Origin of the sequence: Leptothoe kymatousa TAU-MAC 1615 (assembly GCF_018739865.1) — a bacterium.
In the GTDB taxonomy this organism is placed as follows: Bacteria; Cyanobacteriota; Cyanobacteriia; order Phormidesmidales; family Phormidesmidaceae; genus Leptothoe; species Leptothoe kymatousa.
Genome location: NZ_JADOER010000005.1, coordinates 66,051 through 84,718, shown reverse-complemented (window position 1 = coordinate 84,718; position 18,668 = coordinate 66,051). Strand labels below are relative to the sequence as shown.

At 51.3% G+C, this 18,668-nt stretch carries 18 protein-coding genes; 13 read left to right on the top strand and 5 right to left on the bottom strand.

Features of this window, described 5'->3' with window-relative positions:
- Positions 1-10 precede the first annotated feature (10 nt).
- The 7 genes from rnpA to IXB28_RS07770 all read left to right on the top strand — a co-directional run bounded on the left by rnpA (position 11) and on the right by IXB28_RS07770 (position 5,499).
- On the top strand, positions 11-391 hold the full coding sequence (gene rnpA, locus IXB28_RS07800) for a ribonuclease P protein component (protein WP_215618010.1): 381 nt from the start codon (positions 11-13) through the stop codon (positions 389-391).
- Positions 381-770 carry a PH domain-containing protein gene (locus IXB28_RS07795; RefSeq protein WP_215618009.1) on the top strand — a complete coding sequence of 130 codons (390 nt, stop codon included), beginning with the start codon at positions 381-383 and terminating at the stop codon, positions 768-770. Before rnpA ends, IXB28_RS07795 begins: the two co-directional genes overlap by 11 nt.
- Before the next feature lie 396 nt (positions 771-1,166).
- Positions 1,167-2,456 (top strand): membrane protein insertase YidC, encoded by a 1,290-nt coding sequence (gene yidC / locus IXB28_RS07790; protein ID WP_215618008.1) that lies wholly within the window; start codon positions 1,167-1,169, stop codon positions 2,454-2,456.
- Positions 2,457-2,503: 47 nt separating this feature from the next.
- Positions 2,504-3,022 carry a Jag family protein gene (locus IXB28_RS07785; RefSeq protein WP_215618007.1) on the top strand — a complete coding sequence of 173 codons (519 nt, stop codon included), beginning with the start codon at positions 2,504-2,506 and terminating at the stop codon, positions 3,020-3,022.
- A 90-nt stretch (positions 3,023-3,112) separates the two neighbouring features.
- Positions 3,113-3,616, top strand: coding sequence for a YceD family protein (locus IXB28_RS07780; protein WP_215618006.1), 504 nt, complete (start codon positions 3,113-3,115; stop codon positions 3,614-3,616).
- Positions 3,617-3,621: 5 nt separating this feature from the next.
- Positions 3,622-5,133, top strand: coding sequence for an AAA family ATPase (locus tag IXB28_RS07775; RefSeq protein WP_215618005.1), 1,512 nt, complete (start codon positions 3,622-3,624; stop codon positions 5,131-5,133).
- Between the two features lie 69 nt (positions 5,134-5,202).
- Positions 5,203-5,499, top strand: coding sequence for a hypothetical protein (locus IXB28_RS07770; RefSeq protein ID WP_215618004.1), 297 nt, complete (start codon positions 5,203-5,205; stop codon positions 5,497-5,499).
- A 95-nt stretch (positions 5,500-5,594) separates the two neighbouring features.
- Here IXB28_RS07770 and IXB28_RS07765 read toward each other — a convergent pair whose 3' ends face one another.
- The gene (locus IXB28_RS07765; protein ID WP_215618003.1) at positions 5,595-6,767 is read right to left on the bottom strand and encodes an HhoA/HhoB/HtrA family serine endopeptidase; all 1,173 of its coding nucleotides are present in this window, start codon (positions 6,765-6,767) and stop codon (positions 5,595-5,597) included.
- 252 nt (positions 6,768-7,019) lie between these two features.
- Between IXB28_RS07765 and IXB28_RS07760 the strand changes: the two genes are divergently transcribed.
- The 3 genes from IXB28_RS07760 (at position 7,020) to IXB28_RS07750 (ending at position 8,819) form a co-directional block, all read left to right on the top strand.
- Entirely contained in the window at positions 7,020-7,448 is a 429-nt protein-coding gene (locus IXB28_RS07760; protein ID WP_215618002.1) for a glutaredoxin family protein, read from the top strand.
- A gap of 138 nt (positions 7,449-7,586) precedes the next feature.
- A complete protein-coding gene (gene petM / locus IXB28_RS07755) occupies positions 7,587-7,691 on the top strand; it encodes a cytochrome b6-f complex subunit PetM (protein WP_215618001.1) in 105 nt (34 codons plus the stop codon).
- 171 nt (positions 7,692-7,862) lie between these two features.
- Positions 7,863-8,819, top strand: coding sequence for an SDR family oxidoreductase (locus IXB28_RS07750; protein WP_215618000.1), 957 nt, complete (start codon positions 7,863-7,865; stop codon positions 8,817-8,819).
- 24 nt (positions 8,820-8,843) lie between these two features.
- On the opposite strand, the gene IXB28_RS07745 is transcribed toward IXB28_RS07750, so the two are convergent.
- On the bottom strand, positions 8,844-10,346 hold the full coding sequence (locus IXB28_RS07745) for a sensor histidine kinase (RefSeq protein ID WP_215617999.1): 1,503 nt from the start codon (positions 10,344-10,346) through the stop codon (positions 8,844-8,846).
- Between the two features lie 234 nt (positions 10,347-10,580).
- Positions 10,581-10,910: a late competence development ComFB family protein gene (locus tag IXB28_RS07740; protein WP_215617998.1), complete on the bottom strand. Its 330-nt coding sequence runs from the start codon at positions 10,908-10,910 to the stop codon at positions 10,581-10,583.
- A 471-nt stretch (positions 10,911-11,381) separates the two neighbouring features.
- Here IXB28_RS07740 and IXB28_RS07735 point away from each other — a divergent pair, with 471 nt between their 5' ends.
- Together IXB28_RS07735 and ilvB are read left to right on the top strand one after the other, a co-directional pair.
- Complete coding sequence (locus tag IXB28_RS07735; RefSeq protein ID WP_215617997.1) at positions 11,382-11,903, top strand: hypothetical protein; 522 nt, start codon at positions 11,382-11,384, stop codon at positions 11,901-11,903.
- Positions 11,904-12,234: 331 nt separating this feature from the next.
- Entirely contained in the window at positions 12,235-14,082 is a 1,848-nt protein-coding gene (ilvB, locus tag IXB28_RS07730; RefSeq protein ID WP_215617996.1) for a biosynthetic-type acetolactate synthase large subunit, read from the top strand.
- An 84-nt stretch (positions 14,083-14,166) separates the two neighbouring features.
- Here the strand turns inward: ilvB and IXB28_RS07725 are convergent, their stop codons facing one another.
- Positions 14,167-15,291: a SpoIID/LytB domain-containing protein gene (locus tag IXB28_RS07725; RefSeq protein WP_215617995.1), complete on the bottom strand. Its 1,125-nt coding sequence runs from the start codon at positions 15,289-15,291 to the stop codon at positions 14,167-14,169.
- A gap of 314 nt (positions 15,292-15,605) precedes the next feature.
- Positions 15,606-16,964, bottom strand: coding sequence for a hormogonium tapered terminus morphoprotein TftA (gene tftA / locus IXB28_RS07720; RefSeq protein ID WP_215617994.1), 1,359 nt, complete (start codon positions 16,962-16,964; stop codon positions 15,606-15,608).
- Between the two features lie 298 nt (positions 16,965-17,262).
- On the opposite strand from tftA, the gene IXB28_RS07715 reads away from it, so the two are divergent.
- Complete coding sequence (locus tag IXB28_RS07715) at positions 17,263-18,285, top strand: DUF6765 family protein (protein WP_326520977.1); 1,023 nt, start codon at positions 17,263-17,265, stop codon at positions 18,283-18,285.
- Positions 18,286-18,668 lie beyond the last annotated feature (383 nt).

Below are 18,668 nucleotides of genomic sequence, written 5' to 3'. Positions count from 1 at the left end.
GATCGCATCCGTGGCGTTACCTAGGCAATATCGACTGCGGTCACCCCGTTTGTTCTCCAAGGTATACCGTCAGGGGCGACGAGCCAGCAGCCATCACCTGGCTGTTAAAGCATTGAAAAATCAAACACCCGGCATCACATCTTCCAACGGATGTCCGCCGGGTGTTTGTTTTGGCGTATCTATCAGTCGCAAGGTCCATAAGCGCGCCGTGGTTAGAAACCGTATCAAGCGTCAAATTCATGCCGCTCTGCAAACGCTGCTTCCCAATGCGGACGGGGCATGGTGGGTGGTCATCAATGTGAGGCCCAGTGCTACCGCCTGCGAATATTACGAATTTTTGCAAGAATTAGAGAAACTATTGGTAGAGCTGGAGGTGCTGCATGGCCATTAAAGAGGAAGTTTATTACGAAGGGGGTCCCCACATTGGGGATTTGATCTTCCACAGCGTATTAGCCATTACCCTGGTTTTTATTCCCCTTACCATCGGTGCCATTATTCGCGCCCTATGGGTGCGCTATCGCATTACTAACCGTCGCATTTCCGTTACCGGTGGATGGATGGGACGTAACCGTACCGACCTAATTTATTCAGAGGTGACTCGGGTTGCCGTTATCCCTCGGGGCTTAGGTTTCTGGGGCGATATGTCGGTGCAGCTGAAAGATGGTAGCCGCCTAGAAATGCGTGCCGTGCCTAATTTCCGCGAACTCTACGACCAAATTATGGGCCACATTTCTGAAAAAGCTCAAGAAGCTAGCAAAATGCGCGTTTAGTCGTCTTTGCAAGCTACTTTTCAGGTGCTTCCGCATAAAGGTTGGAATGTGGGGCATACCACTTTTAGGTTTGCTTCGCCCGTCCATCCAAAAGCCTAATTTTATCGACCCTTCGTTTGCCTCAGGACGTGATAGAACCAGGCAAACGAAGGGCTATTTTTTGCTCTGGTGGCGACAAAGTAGCTGGCCCATTTAGGTGTGTGGCCGCAATTCTAAGAAAACCTAACGCTTTATCCTGGCGACGAGGGGGAATAACCGTCAATTAAAGGGCGGGACACCGTCTGCCATACCCATTGTCGGGTTGAAATAAGTGGTTCTTTTTGCGGCGAATGCCCCTAAGTTCCGCAATATTCAGATACATTAGAGTTCGGTATGCAATTTGCTTGGTAAGCGCGAATGGATTTCGGTATTGGATTTCTGACGAACAACATAATGCTGCCAATCCTAGATTTTTTCTATGGGATTGTGCCTAGTTATGGTCTCGCTATTGTGGCGTTGACCCTACTTATTCGCTTTGCTCTCTACCCGCTCAATGCTGGGTCGATTCGCAATATGCGACGCATGAAGATTACCCAACCCCTCATGCAAAAGAAGGTCAAAGAAATCCAAGAACGCTATAAGGACGATCCGGCCAAACTGCAGTCGGAGATGAGCGGTGTCTACAAGGAGTTTGGTAACCCCTTAGCCGGGTGTTTCCCAGTGGTGCTCCAGATGCCTATCTTGTTCGCGTTGTTTGCCACCCTACGGGGATCACCGTTTGCTGACATTACTTACCCTGTCAATTTGCAAATCCTTCCCCAAGACGCCATCGAGCAAGTTCAGCCCCAAGCATTTTCCACTAAGCCGTCGAGTCTTTACGTGGCCGATGGTGAGCATTTCCCAGTTTCAGCTTTCTTGCCCGCAGGTAATCGCATTGCCGTAGGTAGTACCGCTGCTGTTCGTTTGCAAACCACCGACGGTGACTCTGTTCAGAAGCTCGCTGATGAGTATGCAGAGGATCCATCCGCCTTTGTGCCCCAGTGGGAAGTGACCAAGGGTCAAGAATTCGTCAAGATTGATGAGAACGGTCAGATTACAGCCCTTGCACCGGGGGATGTCACTGTTCAGGCCAAGGTGAAGGGTCTGGCTGCCAATAAAGGTTTCCTATTCATTAAGGAGCTGGGCCGCATCGGTGCCATGGGCGACGACGGTTCGATCCATTGGGACATCTTAGGTATGGTGCTTTTCTTTGGCATCAGCCTATATGCCAACCAACTACTGTCCGGTCAGTCCTCTAGCGACAATCCTCAGCAGGAGACAATCACCAAGCTAACGCCGGTGCTTTTCTCAGGCATGTTCTTGTTCTTCCCCTTGCCTGCCGGTGTGTTGCTATACATGGTGTTGGCCAACGTATTTCAGACAGCTCAGTCCTTTATCCTTTCCAAGGAGCCATTGCCCGAAAATATTCAGGCTTTGGTCGATGCTCAAGAATCAAAGACTTCCAGTGAGGACCGGGATGCCCTAGCGTTTGAGCCAGGCTCCCGTAAGTCATCGGCTAAAGATGGCGACGGTCAAGCGAAGTCCACAAAAACTGCAGCTAAGAAAGGCGGCAACAAAGCTAACAAATCTAGCTCTGGACGCTCTAATCGGTCTAAAGGTAATAAGAAATCTGGTGGTGGCTCTAAAAAGAAGGTCTCGAATCGCTAGCTTTCGGTAGACTTGTGGTTGCATTTGAAGCGCTGAGTAAATAATTTATGGGTGATCAGCAAGACCAGAGCGGTATTCAATGGCTATCGCAACTGTTAGAACATCAGGGCCTGACCGCCAGTGTGACTGGTAAGCATGTTGATGACGACTTGGGTGACGGCAGTTTTTGGTTGACTATCGATGATGGGTCCCTAACCCAGGCTCAAATTGATGGTTTGCTGGGCGATCGCGGTCGGGTTTTAGACTCGATCCAATATTTGGCGAATACTGTCCTCAATATCGGCCAAGATGAAGCCGATCAGCAGTCTTACACCATTGAACTGCAGGGATATCGGCAACAGCGTCGAGATGAGATCAAAGCCATTGCGGAAAAGGCAGCTGCCACCGCCATCGAAAGTGGCCATGAGCAAGAGTTAGCGGATTTGTCTTCGGCTGAACGTCGGCAGGTGCACTCTTTTTTGAAGGACTACGGTGGCTTAGAAACCTTTAGCCGCGGTCGTGAACCCGATCGCCGCCTGGTTGTGCGAGCAGCGGGAGACACCGACGCCCCTGGTGAAGACGAATAAGGTCTCAGGTATTGCCGTTTGATGCTAGCTGGGTCTTTCCCAGATTTGAACTTGTTTATTGTGCCCCGTATGAGGGGCTGCAAGGGTCCTATGCAGCGAATCTATATTCCCCATTTAGTCAAAGATCTTGATCAGACCCGGACTATTGAAGTCGAGGATTACCTCAGTGACTTAGATACTCTGACGCCAGTCAAAGGTCGGATTCGGATTCAACATCGGGGTAATTTTTTAGATGTTGCAGTGCAAGCGGAAACCATCACAACGCTGACCTGTCATCGATGTTTGCAAAATTACAATACCCGCATTCAAGTAGATACGTCAGAATTTATTTGGCTGCAGGAGCCTCTGACTGAGCAGCACGCCGAAGAAGTGGAAGTGAGTTTAGAGGATTTGGTTGAGACCCTATCTCCCCAAGGGCATTTTGAGCCAGCCAAATGGCTATACGAACAGCTTTGTTTGGCCATGCCCCAACGTCAACTCTGTGATCAAGCCTGCGAAGGAATCGCTAATCCATTGGCCACAGATAGTGGTGACGCGCCGACGGATCAGCGTTGGGCCGCCCTATCGTCCCTAAAGCAGCAGCTTTCTGAGTAGTTGGTATGGCATTTAGTGAAGAATTAGGTTTACTCATTCGAGCGCGCTATCCTCTGGTTTACATTCCTACCCGTGAAGAAGAACGGGCGGAAGACTCCATTGCTAAGGTGGCCGTGGCAACGGGTAATCGTGCTGTCTATGTGTGGGATTTTGTCGATGGGTATCGGGGCAATCCTAATGATGTGGGGGAAGCGCGTCGAAATCCTCTGCAGGCCTTAGAATTTGTCGAAAAGCTTTCTGCCGGAACATCTGCAGTCTTTATTCTGAGAGATTTTCATCGCTTTTTAGATGACATTGCGGTGTCTCGAAAACTGCGTAATTTGGCCCGCAGTTTGAAATCTCAGCCGAAAAACATTGTTATTCTTTCGGCTCAGTTAACCATTCCCGATGAGCTAAGCGAATTGCTGACGGTTTTGGAGTTTCCGTTGCCCACCGTGGATGAAATTCGTCAGGAAATTGAAACGTTGCTGGGGGCGATGGGCAAGTTGCCCACCTCTAAGGCCATGGATACGTTAGTGCGTTCCTGTCAGGGCCTATCCATGGAGCGCATCCGTCGGGTATTGGCTCGGGGCATTGCCGCCAATGGTGCCTTTAGCCCGGATGACATCGATCTGATTTTGGAAGAAAAGCGTCAAACCATTCGTCAAACTCAGATTTTAGATTTTTACCCCGCCACTGAAAAGATCTCAGATATCGGTGGTTTGGATAACTTGAAGGACTGGTTGATTAAGCGGGGGGGCTCATTTTCGGAACGGGCTCGACAATATGGTTTGCCCCATCCTCGCGGGTTGATGTTAGTGGGGATTCAAGGGACAGGTAAGTCGCTGACGGCTAAAGCTATTGCCCACCATTGGCAGCTGCCATTGCTGCGTTTGGATGTGGGGCGGCTGTTTGCTGGGCTGGTGGGGGAATCGGAGGCCCGCACCCGCCAGATGATTCAGCTGGCTGAGGCGTTAGCCCCCTGTGTGCTCTGGATTGATGAAATTGACAAAGCCTTTGCTGGTTTTGCTGGGGGTGGGGATTCGGGTACGACCAGTCGGGTATTTGGCACCTTTTTGACCTGGCTCTCGGAGAAAAAGTCCCCTGTATTTGTGGTGGCGACGGCTAATAATATCGGTGCTTTGCCGCCTGAGTTGCTGCGGCGAGGTCGCTTTGATGAAATCTTTTTTGTTGGCTTGCCTAGCCAGCCAGAGCGAGATGCGATTTTTAATGTGCATCTCACGCGGCTGCGGCCCCACAATGTGAAAGGTTACGATACGAGCCGGTTGGCCTATGAAACGCCTGATTTTTCGGGGGCCGAAATTGAGCAAGCCATTGTGGAGGCGATGCACATTGGCTTTAGTCAAAATCGTGACTTTACGGTGGATGACATTTTAGAGGCGGCCAGCCAACTCGTGCCCCTGGCGCGTACGGCCAAGGACCAGGTGGATGCGCTACAGGCATGGGCGGCCTCGGGAAAGGCGCGTCTGGCATCGCGGCAATCGGCGTTGAGCGATCGCATCAAAGATTTTGAGTAAGTTTGGTTGGGAAACGGTGGCTATTTGGCTGTAGCCCCCTTCACCCCAATACATTCAATCGAAGCTGCCATGGCATCTCCAGATTCTGATCCAGGTCCCATCGAGGCGTTGTATATCAAGTTTTTAAGTGCTGATACTGGCTGGATAAACCCCCTATACATCAGACTTTTGGGCGGCCTGGTGGTGGGTGGCCTCCTGGTTTCAATTCCGTTGTTCTACGCTGGCATTGAATCGGTGGACCAGCTGTCTTCTTTGCAGCTATGTTTGATTTTGCTGGTGATGCAGGTCTGCATCCTGTTAGCCGCAAAACTAGGCGATAGGTTTGTGGATGCGATCGCAAAAACTTTAGACAACCTGAGTCTTTAGAAAGGCTTGGCCGCAGGGCTAAACCAGCCTACCCCCCTTAAGACCGTGTAACCGGATGGAGCAAAGTCTAGCTCCATCCGGTTTTAACTAGCCGCTTAGGCGTCTCGTTCCAACTCAGCGGCTTTGATTGTCACCGTCTGAGACTGTTCGCCCCGGCGGAAATTCAGCCTCAATCGCTGGCCGATTTTAGCTTGGTCCACATAGGTTTGTAGCTGATTCGCCGTTGCCAATGTTTGCTCATCGATTTGCGTAATCACATCGCCCCGGCGTAGACCCGCACTGGCGGCGGGGGTGTCTGGCAGCACCCGAATCACCAGTACTCCCTTAATCTCAGGAATTAACATGCTGGAATTGGGGTCTTCATTATTGCGTTTGGCCAGGTCTGGCGTCAGGTCCGCAATTTGGATGCCGAGGTAGGGATGGGCAATCCGTTCACCTCGGGCTAGCTGGGCTTGTACCGATTTTGCCTTATTGATGGGGATGGCAAAGCCAATGCCCATGGCGTCTGCCCGAATAGCGGTGTTGATGCCAATGACTTCGCCCTGGCTGTTGAGCAAAGGCCCGCCGGAGTTACCTGGGTTAATGGCTGCGTCAGTTTGAATAAAGTCTAGGCGCTTATCTGGGATGCCAACTGTGGCGCTCGAGCGCTTGAGCGTACTGACAATGCCCAGCGTAACCGTATTGTCTAGGCCGAGGGGGTTGCCCACGGCAATGGCCCAGTCGCCTACATCCACGCTGTCAGAATCGCCCAGGGTGGCCACGGGGAGTGCATCCGCCTTAGTTTTGATTTTGACCACCGCTAGATCGGTGAGCTCATCTGCGCCTTCAACGGTGCCGTCAAATGTGCGTCCATCCTTGAGGGTGACGGTCACCCGGTCCGCCTCATTGACCACATGGGCATTGGTCAAAATATAGCCATTACTGTCTACGATAAAGCCTGACCCTTGACCGCTTAGCCGTTCCTGCTGTGGAATGCGCTGGAATGTGTCGGGGCCAAAAAAGCCACGAAAGACCGGATCGTCGTAGAACAGATCGGGGACGTTGCGGGTAACGGTGCGCTCCGTATCGATGCGTACGACCGCATCCCCCACTTCCCGCACAGCGGCGGCTACAAAACTTTCGCTGGATAGGCTAGCCGCGGCGGCAGGTGTTTCGGTGAGGGCCACCACAGGCTGGGCCCCAAAGAGAAACAACACAATTGCCGATAGGCAAGCAATAAACCATCGACTCACATGGCTTACTGATGTAGGTAGGTCAAAAGGCTTCATAAGTCAGTCTCTGAGACAATATTGGCCTGAAAATCACTCCATAGAGCTGCCCTGCACTATGGAGACTGGTGCCAATGTCAAAAGTTGTGTTCTATTGTGGCAGTTTCCTTTGGAATCGTGGGGCCTAATCGTGGGCGGTAACCCCCACTGGAAATCATCACCCCCTGGGGTGTGAGCTATCGCCATTGTATTAAGCCCAGTTTAAGGCTGATATTTGATGATTGTAGTTGGTGTTTTGGAGTGTGAATGGCAATGGTGGCTAGACGGACGCTGATCGGGGTGGGGCTGGGTGCGATCGCATTTGCTGGGTGTCAAAACCCCACCATTGGTCAATTCTTTGGACCCAGCTATGAAGCTCAACTCGCTGAGCACCTAGCAACGACGGGGGCAAAAATGTACGGCGCTTACTGGTGCCCCCACTGTGCCAGACAAAAACAAATATTTAGCCATGCAGCCGGGGTTTTACCCTACGTGGAATGCGATAGCCGAGGCCCGAATCCCCAGGTAGAGCTTTGCAACACCGTGGGGATTAACGCCTACCCTACCTGGCAAATCAACGGTGAATTTTACCTAGGTGCCCAGCCCCTGGCTACCTTGGCCGAGCTATCGGGCTTTCAATTGCCCTACGGGGCCGAGAATTCCAATGATGGGACTTGGGGCACTTTTAGCCCCGCCCAGTAAAAAAACAGTCGCGACTTTCAAAGCATATTCCCGTTGGGCCAGGGTAAGGGGGGCAAACTGCTTTAGAATGTAACTAGAGAATTAACGTTAATAAGCCCTCCACCAGAGGAGGCGCATACAGGAGGATAACAAAGCACCATGGGTGGAGAAATTTTTTCCGTTGCAATCACAATGTTCGTCATCGTTATGGTCGGCCTTGGCGTTGGCTTTTTGATGCTGAAGCTGCAAGGTGCTGAAGAGTAATTCTGAGAGAAGACAGCATTCTTCTTCACGTTATTCAGCGAATTCATAATTAAAACGGGGCTCGTAATAAACGACCGGCCCCGTTTTTGCTTAATGTGGCCATCCGCTGTTTCCGAACGAAGCGAGGTCTGTTAAGCTTAGTAAAGCGTTAAGTTTTGTTTAGAGTCCAACATGAGCATATTGGTAGTTGGTGCAACGGGCACGCTGGGTCGTCAGATTGTACGCAATGCGTTAGATGAAGGGTTTGACGTTAAGTGCCTGGTACGTAACTTCCAAAAGGCATCATTTTTAAGAGAGTGGGGGGCGCAGCTGGTTCAGGCCAATCTCCGTGGGCCCAGGTCCCTGCCCCCCTGTTTCGACGACGTCACTGCCGTCATCGACGCGGCCACCGCTCGTCCCCAAGATTCTGTGTATGACGTTGATTGGGATGGCAAGGTTAATCTCATCAAGGCGGCCCTTGAGGCCCAGGTGGAACGCTACGTATTTATTTCCATCCTCAACTGTGAGAAATATCCCCACGTGCCGTTGATGAATGTGAAGCACTGCACCGAAAAATTTCTGCAGGAGTCGGGCATCAACTACACGATTCTGCGTCCCTGTGGATTTTTGCAAGGTCTGATTGGTCAGTACGCTATTCCCGTCTTAGAGAAGCAAGCGATTTGGGTGATGGGGGAAGCGGCTCCCATTGCTTACATGAATACCCAGGATATTGCGCGTTTCGCCGTCCGGTCCCTGCAGCTGCCCGAAGCCAATAAGGGCTCCTTCCCATTGGCCGGTACCCGGGCCTGGGGCGGTTATGAGCTTGTCCGTCTATGTGAACGGTTGTCCGGTGAAGACGCTAAGGTTTCTACCATGTCCTTAGGCCTGTTGCGCGGTGTGCGTCACTTTGCCAACTTTTTCCAGTGGGGCTGGCAATTTGCGGACCGGCTTGCGTTTGCCGAAGTCAGTGCCGGTAGCGAACCGTTGGATGCAGAAATGGAAAAGGTTTACAGCACCTTTGGGTTCGACCAAACCGAAATTACCACTGTGGAAGAATATCTCGGTGAATACTTTAACCGCATCCTGAAGAAGCTCAAGGAACTTGACTTTGAAAGCGGCCGCGAAAGCAAGAAAAAGCTACCTTTCTAGGGGCCTTTATCTGTTGGTCTGCGCCTACACAATCGGATAGTTGGCGGTTTCAATTGGCAAGAAAACCATCCACGTGATGCCCCCTGGGCGTTCTCGCACGGTGAGTTTCGCGCCGAGGGCCGTAAATAGTGCCTTGGTCGTTTGTAGGTTCAAACTCAGCCCCCCGGTGTCGGGTTGAAACATCAGTAACTTACCCAATGACTTCAGGTTGGGGCGATGTTGGTCGCAGAGGTCATTAACGTCTGCTTGAAATTCCAGTTTGAGTTGGTCCCCCGCCGCCATGACATGCAGTTGAATTTGTCCTTTGGGGGCGACGCTGTGGGTAAATAGCTCTACTAATCCGGTTAAGACTTGCTGTAGCAGGGTGGGGTCGCTAGCCACCATCGGTAAGTCTTGGGGAAGCGTGACGTCGATGGATAGGTTGCGTCGAGTCGCTGCCTGTTCCCATTTAGGAATAGCCGCCTGGATAATTTCTGTGAGGGCCGTTGCCGTGAGCGATGAGCGCGGTCCTTTGTGGGTGGCGGCTTCTAGTTCAACGGCCTTGAATATTAAGTTGAAGCGATCGATTTGCTGGGTGCAGGCATTATCAATCTGATGTAAACGCTGCTTGGCTTTTTCCACTAAATCGGTACGGCGAATTAGCGATCGCGTCAGGGTGCGAATTGTGGTGAGGGGGGTGCGAATCTCATGGGCCATGGCCTTGAGTAATTCAGTATCGAGGCCATGGGCGTCGTTGTTTCCATTGGCTTCTTGGCTAGGGGCAACAATCCGCTCCACCACTGGGTTGGGTTTAGGCGTTGGCAATGAAGACAGCATCCAGCGGCTGAACTGGCTGACAATGCGATAGTTGGGTTCCGTTGGGGCAAACATTTCCACTAACGGATCAATAAAATCGAGCTGTCTAGGATTAGTCAGTAGGATGCGAGCCCGCAAAAGCTGCCACACCTGGTTAATGACGGCGGGCGTAAAGGAAAACTGAAATCGCAGCTCATCTTCTGCATCGCGGCCCAGCACAAGCACGATGCTAAAACGCGGGGTCAGCAATAAACAAAACTGTTCCCCCGCTAGGGGATCACCTTCAATCAATGGTAAGACCCGGGCCGCGGTTGTATTGACCGGCGGCTTATCATCCGCTGGCATCAGCTGCGAAAAGGCATGGGAGAGCTGATCTAACGGGGGGGGAATAAATACCCAGTTAGATAATTGAATCGTTAATTCGGGGGATTCCACCACGGGGAATGGGCCGCTCAGCAATAGCCCCGTTGGCTTTACTCCCGTGGCTTGATGCGCCTTGGGGGATGATTTTTTCCGGTCGCCACCGGTCGGTTTAGAAAGCGTTTGTTGCAATAAATAACCGAGGGATGCCACCGCCCCTTGCCATTCTGCTTCTGCCCGTTTTGCCTGCAACTGTCGGCAGTTTTCTCCATCTGCACTATGGGAACTGAGGTGATCCCAGTCTGTCGCCTCGGAAACCAATTCTCCTAAGGCTACCAAACTACTAATTGTGGGTAAAAACTGCTCCACCATTGGCCCCTAGATGCATTGAGTTAGTCGTACCACGGATTAGTCGCGAGGGCTAGGTGGTATGAATAACGTGTCTATCTAGAGACTACTGGCAAGATCCTCTGTCTGCCTATGGTGTAGAACCGAACGTTGGTTGATGTGGTTGCACCAAGGGCAAGCCCTACCCAAAAGCTATCAAGCCCCGCCAGGTAAACCATGACAGGGCTTGATAGTTTGAGATCACGCTAAACGCTACCGTTAGCCGAACCATGTGGAAGGAATCAACGTTTCAGAGGGGGGCGCAATGGGACGCGCTACCAACTTTTGAATGCCCTGGTGGACTAATTTTCGAATGTGCTGATGTTGTTCGGCTGAGTAACAGTTTTTCGTCAGTTCCAGCGAACATTCACTATCATTCACGGTCATGTAACGGGCCGGTAATCGGCTGAGCACAAATTTGGCCAATCGATTTCTGGAATCGTCACTGGTTAAGGTATCTCTATAGGATGCAGAGGTACCACCGGCCAACACATCGTCAATAATTTCGTTAACGACGGGTAGAGCAATGTTAATAAGACTGTTGGCCATGGTGAGGATCTCCGATAGTGAGTAGTGTGAATGAAGGTTGAATGGCTCCTTAAATTACGTCTTGGCATCATTCAAAGCAGCTTAAACAACTGTTTGTTTAGCTATTTTCAGCCAATAAATAAGGAGGCAAACAAAATCAAACTGACTGACAAAATGCTATCTATCTATTTGATTTTGATCCGGGGATCATGATTGCAAGCGATCTCTGGTTCAACTGCTGCTATTTTCCATGGGTCTAAATAGAGACCTCTAATATTTAATAAACACTCAATTATTGGCCAGAGAATAAAAGCGAATATCTGCAAGAGGTAAATAATAATAAATATCCATGGACAGGCCTTTGATTTTGCGATTCTTTATGGGCATTTTCGATGCTTAAACAATGCTCCCCTTGGAACAAGGCCCCTTTTAAGTATTAATGGCGTGTAGAAATAGGGCTGTGGCTGCGTTGTTCCCATCCATCCTGAAAGCATGCGACTGCTGGTTTTTCCTGGTTATCATTCTCCCGATTTAACGGCTTCCTTTTTGCGGTCTTTGCGCCGTCGGGTTGCTCCTGGCCAATTGTGGGTATGGCCAATTTCGCAGACTTGGGGAGATCTGCCTGGGGTGCTGTTTGATCAGCAAACGGGGCAGCCCGATGCGCTGCTGCACATCATTACGTTTAGTGCTGGTGCGGTTGCGGCGTATCCCTGGGCCATGGCTTGGCAACGGTGGGGTGGGCGGGTACGCCTGATTGCGATGGATGGCTGGGGCATGCCCTTGGTAGGCGGCGGCTCAATCTATCGTATGAGCCACGATCTATATACCCATCGGACCACCTATTTCCCTTCGCCCATGGAAGGAGAGGGCTATTTTTATGCGGACCCTGAGATCGCTCACCTATCTTTTTGGCGATCACCCCATGCTGTGTGCGGCATGGGGGCCATTGACGGTGTGGTGCAGCCGATGACGGCCTTGGACTTTATTGCCACCGTATTAACCCAAGGGCCTTAGGGGCTGTGTAGAAAGCTGCGCTCAGCCATGGGGGTGCGCTGCTAGGCCTTGGGATGCTTGGGTTCATAACCCGTACAGATTGCTTGTCATGAATGGATGACCCAATCGATTCGTTATTTATGTGAAATGGAAAGACTACGGCCATAGTAAAGCCCTCGGTTGATCGCCCCAATGTGCTCAGGGCATATCGTCCTGAACCGTGCCAAGGCAGAAGACTAGAAAGCTCGTTTTCTGTGAAATTTGTCAATTCCCCCGGTGTCTGATTGTAAAATAGACAACCATTATCCTATGGACTAGTTTTGTTTCCCTACCTGTCCTCTTCATCACTGCCATGACTTCGACGTCTGTAAAAACTGCTGTTAAAGCGAATGTGGGTCTTCAGCGAGCGACTGGTGCGTTTGCTTTGATCGATAGCCTGGTGCGCCACGGCGTGCGTCATGTGTTTGGTTATCCTGGCGGTGCCATTCTGCCGGTCTATGACGAGCTATATAAGGCCGAGCAGCGCGGGGATATTCAACATATTTTGGTGCGTCATGAGCAAGCGGCCTCCCATGCGGCGGATGGATATGCTCGGGCGACGGGGCAAGTGGGTGTGTGTATTGCAACTTCGGGGCCGGGGGCAACGAATTTGGTGACCGGCATTGCCACAGCCCAAATGGATTCGGTGCCGATGGTGGCGATTACGGGGCAGGTAACTCGCGCTGCAATTGGTAGCGACGCGTTTCAGGAAACGGACATTTTTGGGATTACGCTCCCCATTGTGAAGCACTCCTATGTTGTGCGGGATCCGGCGGATATGGCGGCAATTGTGGCTGAGGCTTTTTATATTGCCCAGTCTGGTCGTCCAGGGCCGGTGTTAATCGATGTGCCTAAGGATGTGGGCCTAGAAGAATTTGACTACGTGCCGGTGGAGCCTTCCTCGGTGGCGATTCCTGGCTATAAGCCAACGACGAGGGGTAATCCACGCCAGATTAGCAATGCGATCGCGCTGCTAAAGGCGGCCAAAAAGCCTTTACTCTACGTAGGCGGTGGGGCAGTGATTTCCGGTGCCCATGCCGAAATTGCTCAACTGGCCGAGCATTTCCAAATTCCCGTCACCAATACCCTCATGGGCAAGGGCGCCTTCGACGAGCAAAATCCCCTTTCCGTTGGCATGTTGGGCATGCACGGTACGGCCTATGCCAACTTTGCCGTCAGTGAGTGTGATTTGCTGGTGGCTGTCGGTGCCCGATTTGATGACCGAGTGGCTAGTAATCTAAAGCTCTTTGCCCAGCATGCCAAGATCATTCACATCGACATCGACCCCGCTGAAGTCGGTAAGTGTAAGCTGCCCGATGTGCCCATTGTCGGTGATGTCAAAACCGTTTTAACCGAATTATTATCACGCCTTGAGGGAACTGCTGACCCAGCCCAGACCGGAGCTTGGCGTGCCCGGATTCAGCAATGGAAAACAGACTACCCGCTGACGGTTCCCACCTATAGCGATAAGCTGTCACCGCAGCAAGTCATTGCCGAAGTCGGACGTCAGGCACCGGATGCGTTTTACACCACTGACGTGGGCCAACATCAAATGTGGTCAGCGCAATTTTTGCAAAATGGCCCGCGCAAATGGATCTCCAGCGCTGGTTTAGGCACCATGGGCTACGGCATGCCCGCCGCTTTGGGCGCACAAATGGGGGTGGGTGACAATCAGGTCATTTGCATTAGTGGTGATGCTAGCTTCCAAATGAACCTGCAGGAGTTAGCGACCCTGGCTCAGTACAACATCAAGGTGAAAACCGTCATTGTCAACAACGGTTGGCAGGGGATGGTGCGCCAGTGGCAGCAAGGCTTCTATGGAGAGCGCTATGCTTCTTCCAATATGGAAGTGGGCATGCCTGACTTTGAGAAACTAGCAGAAGCCTTTGGTGTGAAAGGTATCGTGGTGAAAGAGTCTGGGCAGTTAAATCAGGCCATTGCTGATATGTTGTCCCACGATGGTCCGGTGTTGTTGGATGTGTGGGTGCGTCGGGATGAAAATTGTTATCCCATGGTGCCACCGGGGAACAACAACTCTCAGATGATTGGTTTACCTGAACCGGCGACTAAGCGCCCCGTGGAGGTCATTCATTGCAATAGCTGTGGTGCCGATAATAAGGCAACTCACAAGTTCTGTTCTGAATGTGGAACTAAACTCTAGATTGATAGCTATGTTTTAGTAGGGGCCTTGCATGCAAGGCCCCTACTAAAACAGGTTTGTCGTACAAATAAAAAAACTGTTGTCCTACAGCGAGCCTAGTCGAGTGCCTTTGTAAAAGTGGGTCAAAATCTCATCGTGCTCGTGACCCCGTTCTGCCATGCCGCGGGCGCCCCACTGGCTCATGCCAATACCATGGCCAAACCCGTTGCCCGAGACCGTAATGCCTTCGGGGTTAACGGCTAGGTCAAACTTGGTGCTGCGCAGCTTGAGCTTATTGCGAAAGGTATTACCTGTAATCGTCAGGGTGCCTTCATCCCCCATGATGTTCATCCGCTTTGCACGACCCTGGGGACTGCGGCTCAGCACTTCTACCGCTTCGATTGTGCCGGGATAGCCGATGAGGTCGCCCACTTCTTCTAACGAAAACTCAGACCGCCAGCTGTAAACCGGTGCATTTTGGTCGAAGTCGGGCACACCCTTGAGATAGGGAACTGCCTTGGACCATACATGTTCAGAATTTTCCGTATGGCCCCCGGAGGAGGAGTGGAAGACGGCTTCAATCACTCGGCCAGCGTGGGTAAGTACTTTTCCTTCGGTGGCATCTACGGCGGAGCGGGTTGAACCGGCTTCTCCGTTAATACCCTTATAAACTTGGGAAGATTGGGTGCTGTTGAGGTCGAAGCTGCGGCCCCTGGCTTTGCCACGGTGATAGACGGCATAGGAACGGGCGGCTACGGCCTGCGATCGCAATGCTTCCTGGGGCCAGCTAGTGGGCATTTCACTGCCCACAACACTATAGAGATAGTCATCAATATCCACATGGTTGATGGCGGTTACCCCATCTTCGCCCGGCACTAGCTCTACCCGACCGCGATACCACCGGTCGCCAATCCAAACAAACCCATTATTAGACGGTTCCAACCAAAAGCTGCGGGATTCCCCCAAACGGCTGCGGGCGTCAAGCAGTTCTAGACGGCCACCGGTTTCATCGACGCTGAGGGGTTCCAATTCCGACAGTTGCATCACTGTTTGGCCCCGACTATCACGGACTATCCCTGGTGTGGAGCTACCAATTTGCACCTGCTCTGCATTGTTGCGAATGGCCACCCTGATTTCCATGGCTTGGGCCGGTAATAGCCACAGCAGCCACAATAGGGCACCCCACCAGCTGCGGCGGGCTAAGAGTGTCAAAGTCCGAGAAATAGTCATGGCAAAAATTCAGGAGTGGGGCGGTCTAGCCTAGGGTGCCCAGTGTGAGAGCTACAGCCGAGAATCAGTCCAATGGGTTAGCAATGTACTGTTGCCAGTACCGCCCCATAGGGAAGAGAAAATGTCTGGATGGTAAGAGGGTGCATGTTAGTGACCTTTGCCCTAGCAATTTCAACCTCAAAACTCATTCAGTGTTTTCAGAATAATGTCTACAGGGATGTGTGCCAGTTGATATGTGACAATTTATCAACGGGATTCGCCCTGAATAATAACAGTTTCAGGTTTACCTATTTATGAAGTCTGGGTTTAACTGGCTACAGCAGTTTCGCTGATTCATAGAGCCGTCGCACCATGGCCATAATTTTTTCGCCGTACTTTAAATCTGTGGACCAACGGCCACTGAGCTGCCCTACCAAGACGGCACTCCCTCGACTAATAAAGCGAAATCGAGGATCGACTAATTCTTGCACCAGCGGTTCTTTGCTGGCATAGCCTTTGAGGCGTTGAATATGGGCCCGCACCCCCACCCGAGCACTGGCAAAGGTGGCTCCTTCTGGATTGCCGCTCACCGCCCCCAAGCTGGCGAAGTTGTTTTGGGATGCTTTAACGATGCCACCAAATTTTAAAAACTCTGTTTCGACACACATTTGGCAAAAGGCAATATCGTAGTTGACGCCTTCGATTACGCCTTCTTCGCGATAAATTTTGGGTAGATCGGGAAACGCTTTAAGGGCAGCCTCATTGTTATTTTTTAAGAACATCATGAGGTTCACCTGGGAGGTGTTGCCATGGCCCATAATCTGATCGATCAGTCCGGGGCAAATGCCCAATGCGGATTGGGTTTTGAGTTGGACTGTTCGGCTGGGGGCATCCCAACCGATGGAAATGTTAAAGTCTCTCAGGTCAACGGTTTTGACGTAGACGATGTTGCCGTAGCGCACCCGTCGAATCTCGTCATTGTTGGATAAGTCAACCCCCAGCCGGTCGGCTAGGTCAATGGGGAGATAGGAGTTGTTATTGACGACGATGCCTTTTTCGTCGTAGCGGCCACCGTTGATGGTGATGTTGACGGTGGGGAAGTTGGGCTCGTTGGGGGTGGGGGCGTTGTCGTTAATGCGACGGCTCCAGGTGGCCAGACCGTCGGCTAAGCCGATGGCAAAGTCCCGTCGCCGACTGGTTAGTAAGTTGCGATCGCGATCGTTGGTGAGATACGCCACCTCCATCAGTAAAGAAGCGGGTTCTACCTGGCGACAAAAGGCGAGGCTACCCATGCCAGCGGATGTGTCTGGCAGGGCTCCCCGACTGGGCAACTGGGGCACTCGGCGCAGCAGCGCCAGCAGTATTAGCTCGGCGTCGGATTTGCGTACGGTATTCTTGGCAATGTAATACGCTGTAGCACCTCGGGCTTCGATATTTTGAAAAGCCCCGGCATGGAGTTCTATGGCAACATCGCCGGGGCGGTTGCGATCATTAATCCACTGAATGCTCTGTTGTAGGCTCAGGTCGTCTGGTACGGAGAGCACCTTAAACCCCCTGGATCTCAGCTCCGGCACAATTAGGTCCCGAATGCGGATCATCTCCTGGGCTTCTGTAATCCCATCCACCTTGACTCCAGAATCTTTGATTCCATTTTCAAAGCCACCGTGGCCTGCTGAGATGAAAATTTGTGCCATTTACTCTGTAAAGCTTGCTAGTCCAGGCGTGTTGCCAATTTCCCCGCAAGGATACATCAATTTATCAATATGTGGGAAATGTGGACCCGAGAAATAGGATATGACCTTGCCCTTGGCTAGCGACAACGTCGGCTATAGGTCAATGGATTCAACCCTATTGGTGGGGGCGGCAGTTATGATTGGATGCCTATGTTTTGAATTATGTGCACAACGCGATATTTCTAAAAAATACATGGGTGACCTGTGACGCGATGGCTGTTTGCACCATAGGTCGACGTAATTGATTCGGTTAGGGCTGATGGACATTGAGTTTCATTACTATATGACCTATCTAACGGCGACTCGGGCGGGGCTATCGACCACCGATGCCGAAATTTTGGCCTATTCATCTCAATATGTGGATGAAAATAACCGCAGCTTTTGGATCAATCGAGGCCAACCGAATGCCTATCGCAACTACATTACTCAAACAAAGAATATTCTGAAGCCGACCCATGTGTTGATGCGGATCTATCCGATCTTTCATTTCATTCCCGGCGATCCGCTTTCGCCGACGGCCCAACGTAAGGATGGCAAACTGCATCAGCTGAATACGACGCCCAACAGCAAAAATGCTAATCGTATTTTTGATCGCGCGATCGCAAGCGGCGATTTCTACCGTATCGGCATCGCCGCCCATAGCTATGTAGATACCTGGGCCCATCAAAACTTTGTGGGCTATTACGATGCATTTAATGCCATGTCGGGTTTCCTGAGTCGAGCGTTACCCAATATTGGCCATGCCGATGCGAAGCACAAACCCGACTGGCCAGCTTTAGTGTGGCAAGATTGTCGCCTTACCCATGAAACCATTGACAATCGGCAACGGTTTTTAGAAGCCGCCCACCATCTATTTCACAAACTCAGGCAGTTTGTGCAGCCCAACGGTTTAGCCAGTGAAGCTGCCGAGGCGGCAGACAGTTTGTGGCAGGACCTGGACCAGGCCATTGGCGAGGCCGATCCCACCAACCGACATAAAGCCCTGCGGATTCAGCGCTACCGAGACCTGAGTGAGTGCTCCCGATATGGGGGCCAACGCTTACCGATATTTGACTCGAAATACTGGTTTAACCAAGCGCTGAGGCGGCAACCCCAACGGTTTACTGATTGGATACCTGGGGTGGCCAAACGTCGGTTTTGGCACGATACCTATGTCTGGAAAGATAATTATCAAAATAGCCACTGGTATCAGTTTCAAGCAGCTGCAAAAGTGCAACAAACCGATGCGTGGGAAATCCTAAAGCAGGATGCCTGGCAAGGATTAACCCTAATTAATCTCTAAATATTTTTTGCTGAATAGTAATTTTCTATGTGTGATCTTGACGGTCAAATAGTAGAGATTTAAGCGGAGGATGGACCATCTTGAATTACATTTTCTGGATGACATCGTTGGCAAAAAAACTCTTTGTAAAAAGAAAAAATATCCTTTGATGCCTGCATCTGAAGATAGGCTACTCCTTCGCCATAGAGCTCTGTGGAGCTTGGGTGTGCCCATCTGCGAAATGGCAGAAATCCTAAAAGCTATGGCGAATAGGTGATGCTTTTTGCCGCTCTAGGGTGATCGTGGAGGTGGTTTTTCTTTGTTTGTAAAATTATGATTTGTTTGGTTTTCCGTCCATTGATAAGGATGTATTCAAAACATTAAGCAATATGGCAAAGGTAGCT

What these genes read in the sequence shown, in the direction of transcription:
- IXB28_RS07735 (WP_215617997.1), top strand. Translation starts at nt 11,382, where the DNA reads ATGCGACTGCTGGTTTTTCCTGGTTATCATTCTCCCGATTTAACGGCT.
- petM (WP_215618001.1), top strand. Translation starts at nt 7,587, where the DNA reads ATGGGTGGAGAAATTTTTTCCGTTGCAATCACAATGTTCGTCATCGTT.
- IXB28_RS07775 (WP_215618005.1), top strand. Translation starts at nt 3,622, where the DNA reads ATGGCATTTAGTGAAGAATTAGGTTTACTCATTCGAGCGCGCTATCCT.
- IXB28_RS07750 (WP_215618000.1), top strand. Translation starts at nt 7,863, where the DNA reads ATGAGCATATTGGTAGTTGGTGCAACGGGCACGCTGGGTCGTCAGATT.
- IXB28_RS07780 (WP_215618006.1), top strand. Translation starts at nt 3,113, where the DNA reads ATGCAGCGAATCTATATTCCCCATTTAGTCAAAGATCTTGATCAGACC.
- yidC (WP_215618008.1), top strand. Translation starts at nt 1,167, where the DNA reads ATGGATTTCGGTATTGGATTTCTGACGAACAACATAATGCTGCCAATC.
- IXB28_RS07760 (WP_215618002.1), top strand. Translation starts at nt 7,020, where the DNA reads ATGGTGGCTAGACGGACGCTGATCGGGGTGGGGCTGGGTGCGATCGCA.
- IXB28_RS07795 (WP_215618009.1), top strand. Translation starts at nt 381, where the DNA reads ATGGCCATTAAAGAGGAAGTTTATTACGAAGGGGGTCCCCACATTGGG.
- IXB28_RS07715 (WP_326520977.1), top strand. Translation starts at nt 17,263, where the DNA reads ATGGACATTGAGTTTCATTACTATATGACCTATCTAACGGCGACTCGG.
- IXB28_RS07740 (WP_215617998.1), bottom strand. Translation starts at nt 10,910, where the DNA reads ATGGCCAACAGTCTTATTAACATTGCTCTACCCGTCGTTAACGAAATT.
- IXB28_RS07745 (WP_215617999.1), bottom strand. Translation starts at nt 10,346, where the DNA reads ATGGTGGAGCAGTTTTTACCCACAATTAGTAGTTTGGTAGCCTTAGGA.
- ilvB (WP_215617996.1), top strand. Translation starts at nt 12,235, where the DNA reads ATGACTTCGACGTCTGTAAAAACTGCTGTTAAAGCGAATGTGGGTCTT.
- IXB28_RS07725 (WP_215617995.1), bottom strand. Translation starts at nt 15,291, where the DNA reads ATGACTATTTCTCGGACTTTGACACTCTTAGCCCGCCGCAGCTGGTGG.
- IXB28_RS07765 (WP_215618003.1), bottom strand. Translation starts at nt 6,767, where the DNA reads ATGAAGCCTTTTGACCTACCTACATCAGTAAGCCATGTGAGTCGATGG.
- IXB28_RS07770 (WP_215618004.1), top strand. Translation starts at nt 5,203, where the DNA reads ATGGCATCTCCAGATTCTGATCCAGGTCCCATCGAGGCGTTGTATATC.
- IXB28_RS07785 (WP_215618007.1), top strand. Translation starts at nt 2,504, where the DNA reads ATGGGTGATCAGCAAGACCAGAGCGGTATTCAATGGCTATCGCAACTG.
- tftA (WP_215617994.1), bottom strand. Translation starts at nt 16,964, where the DNA reads ATGGCACAAATTTTCATCTCAGCAGGCCACGGTGGCTTTGAAAATGGA.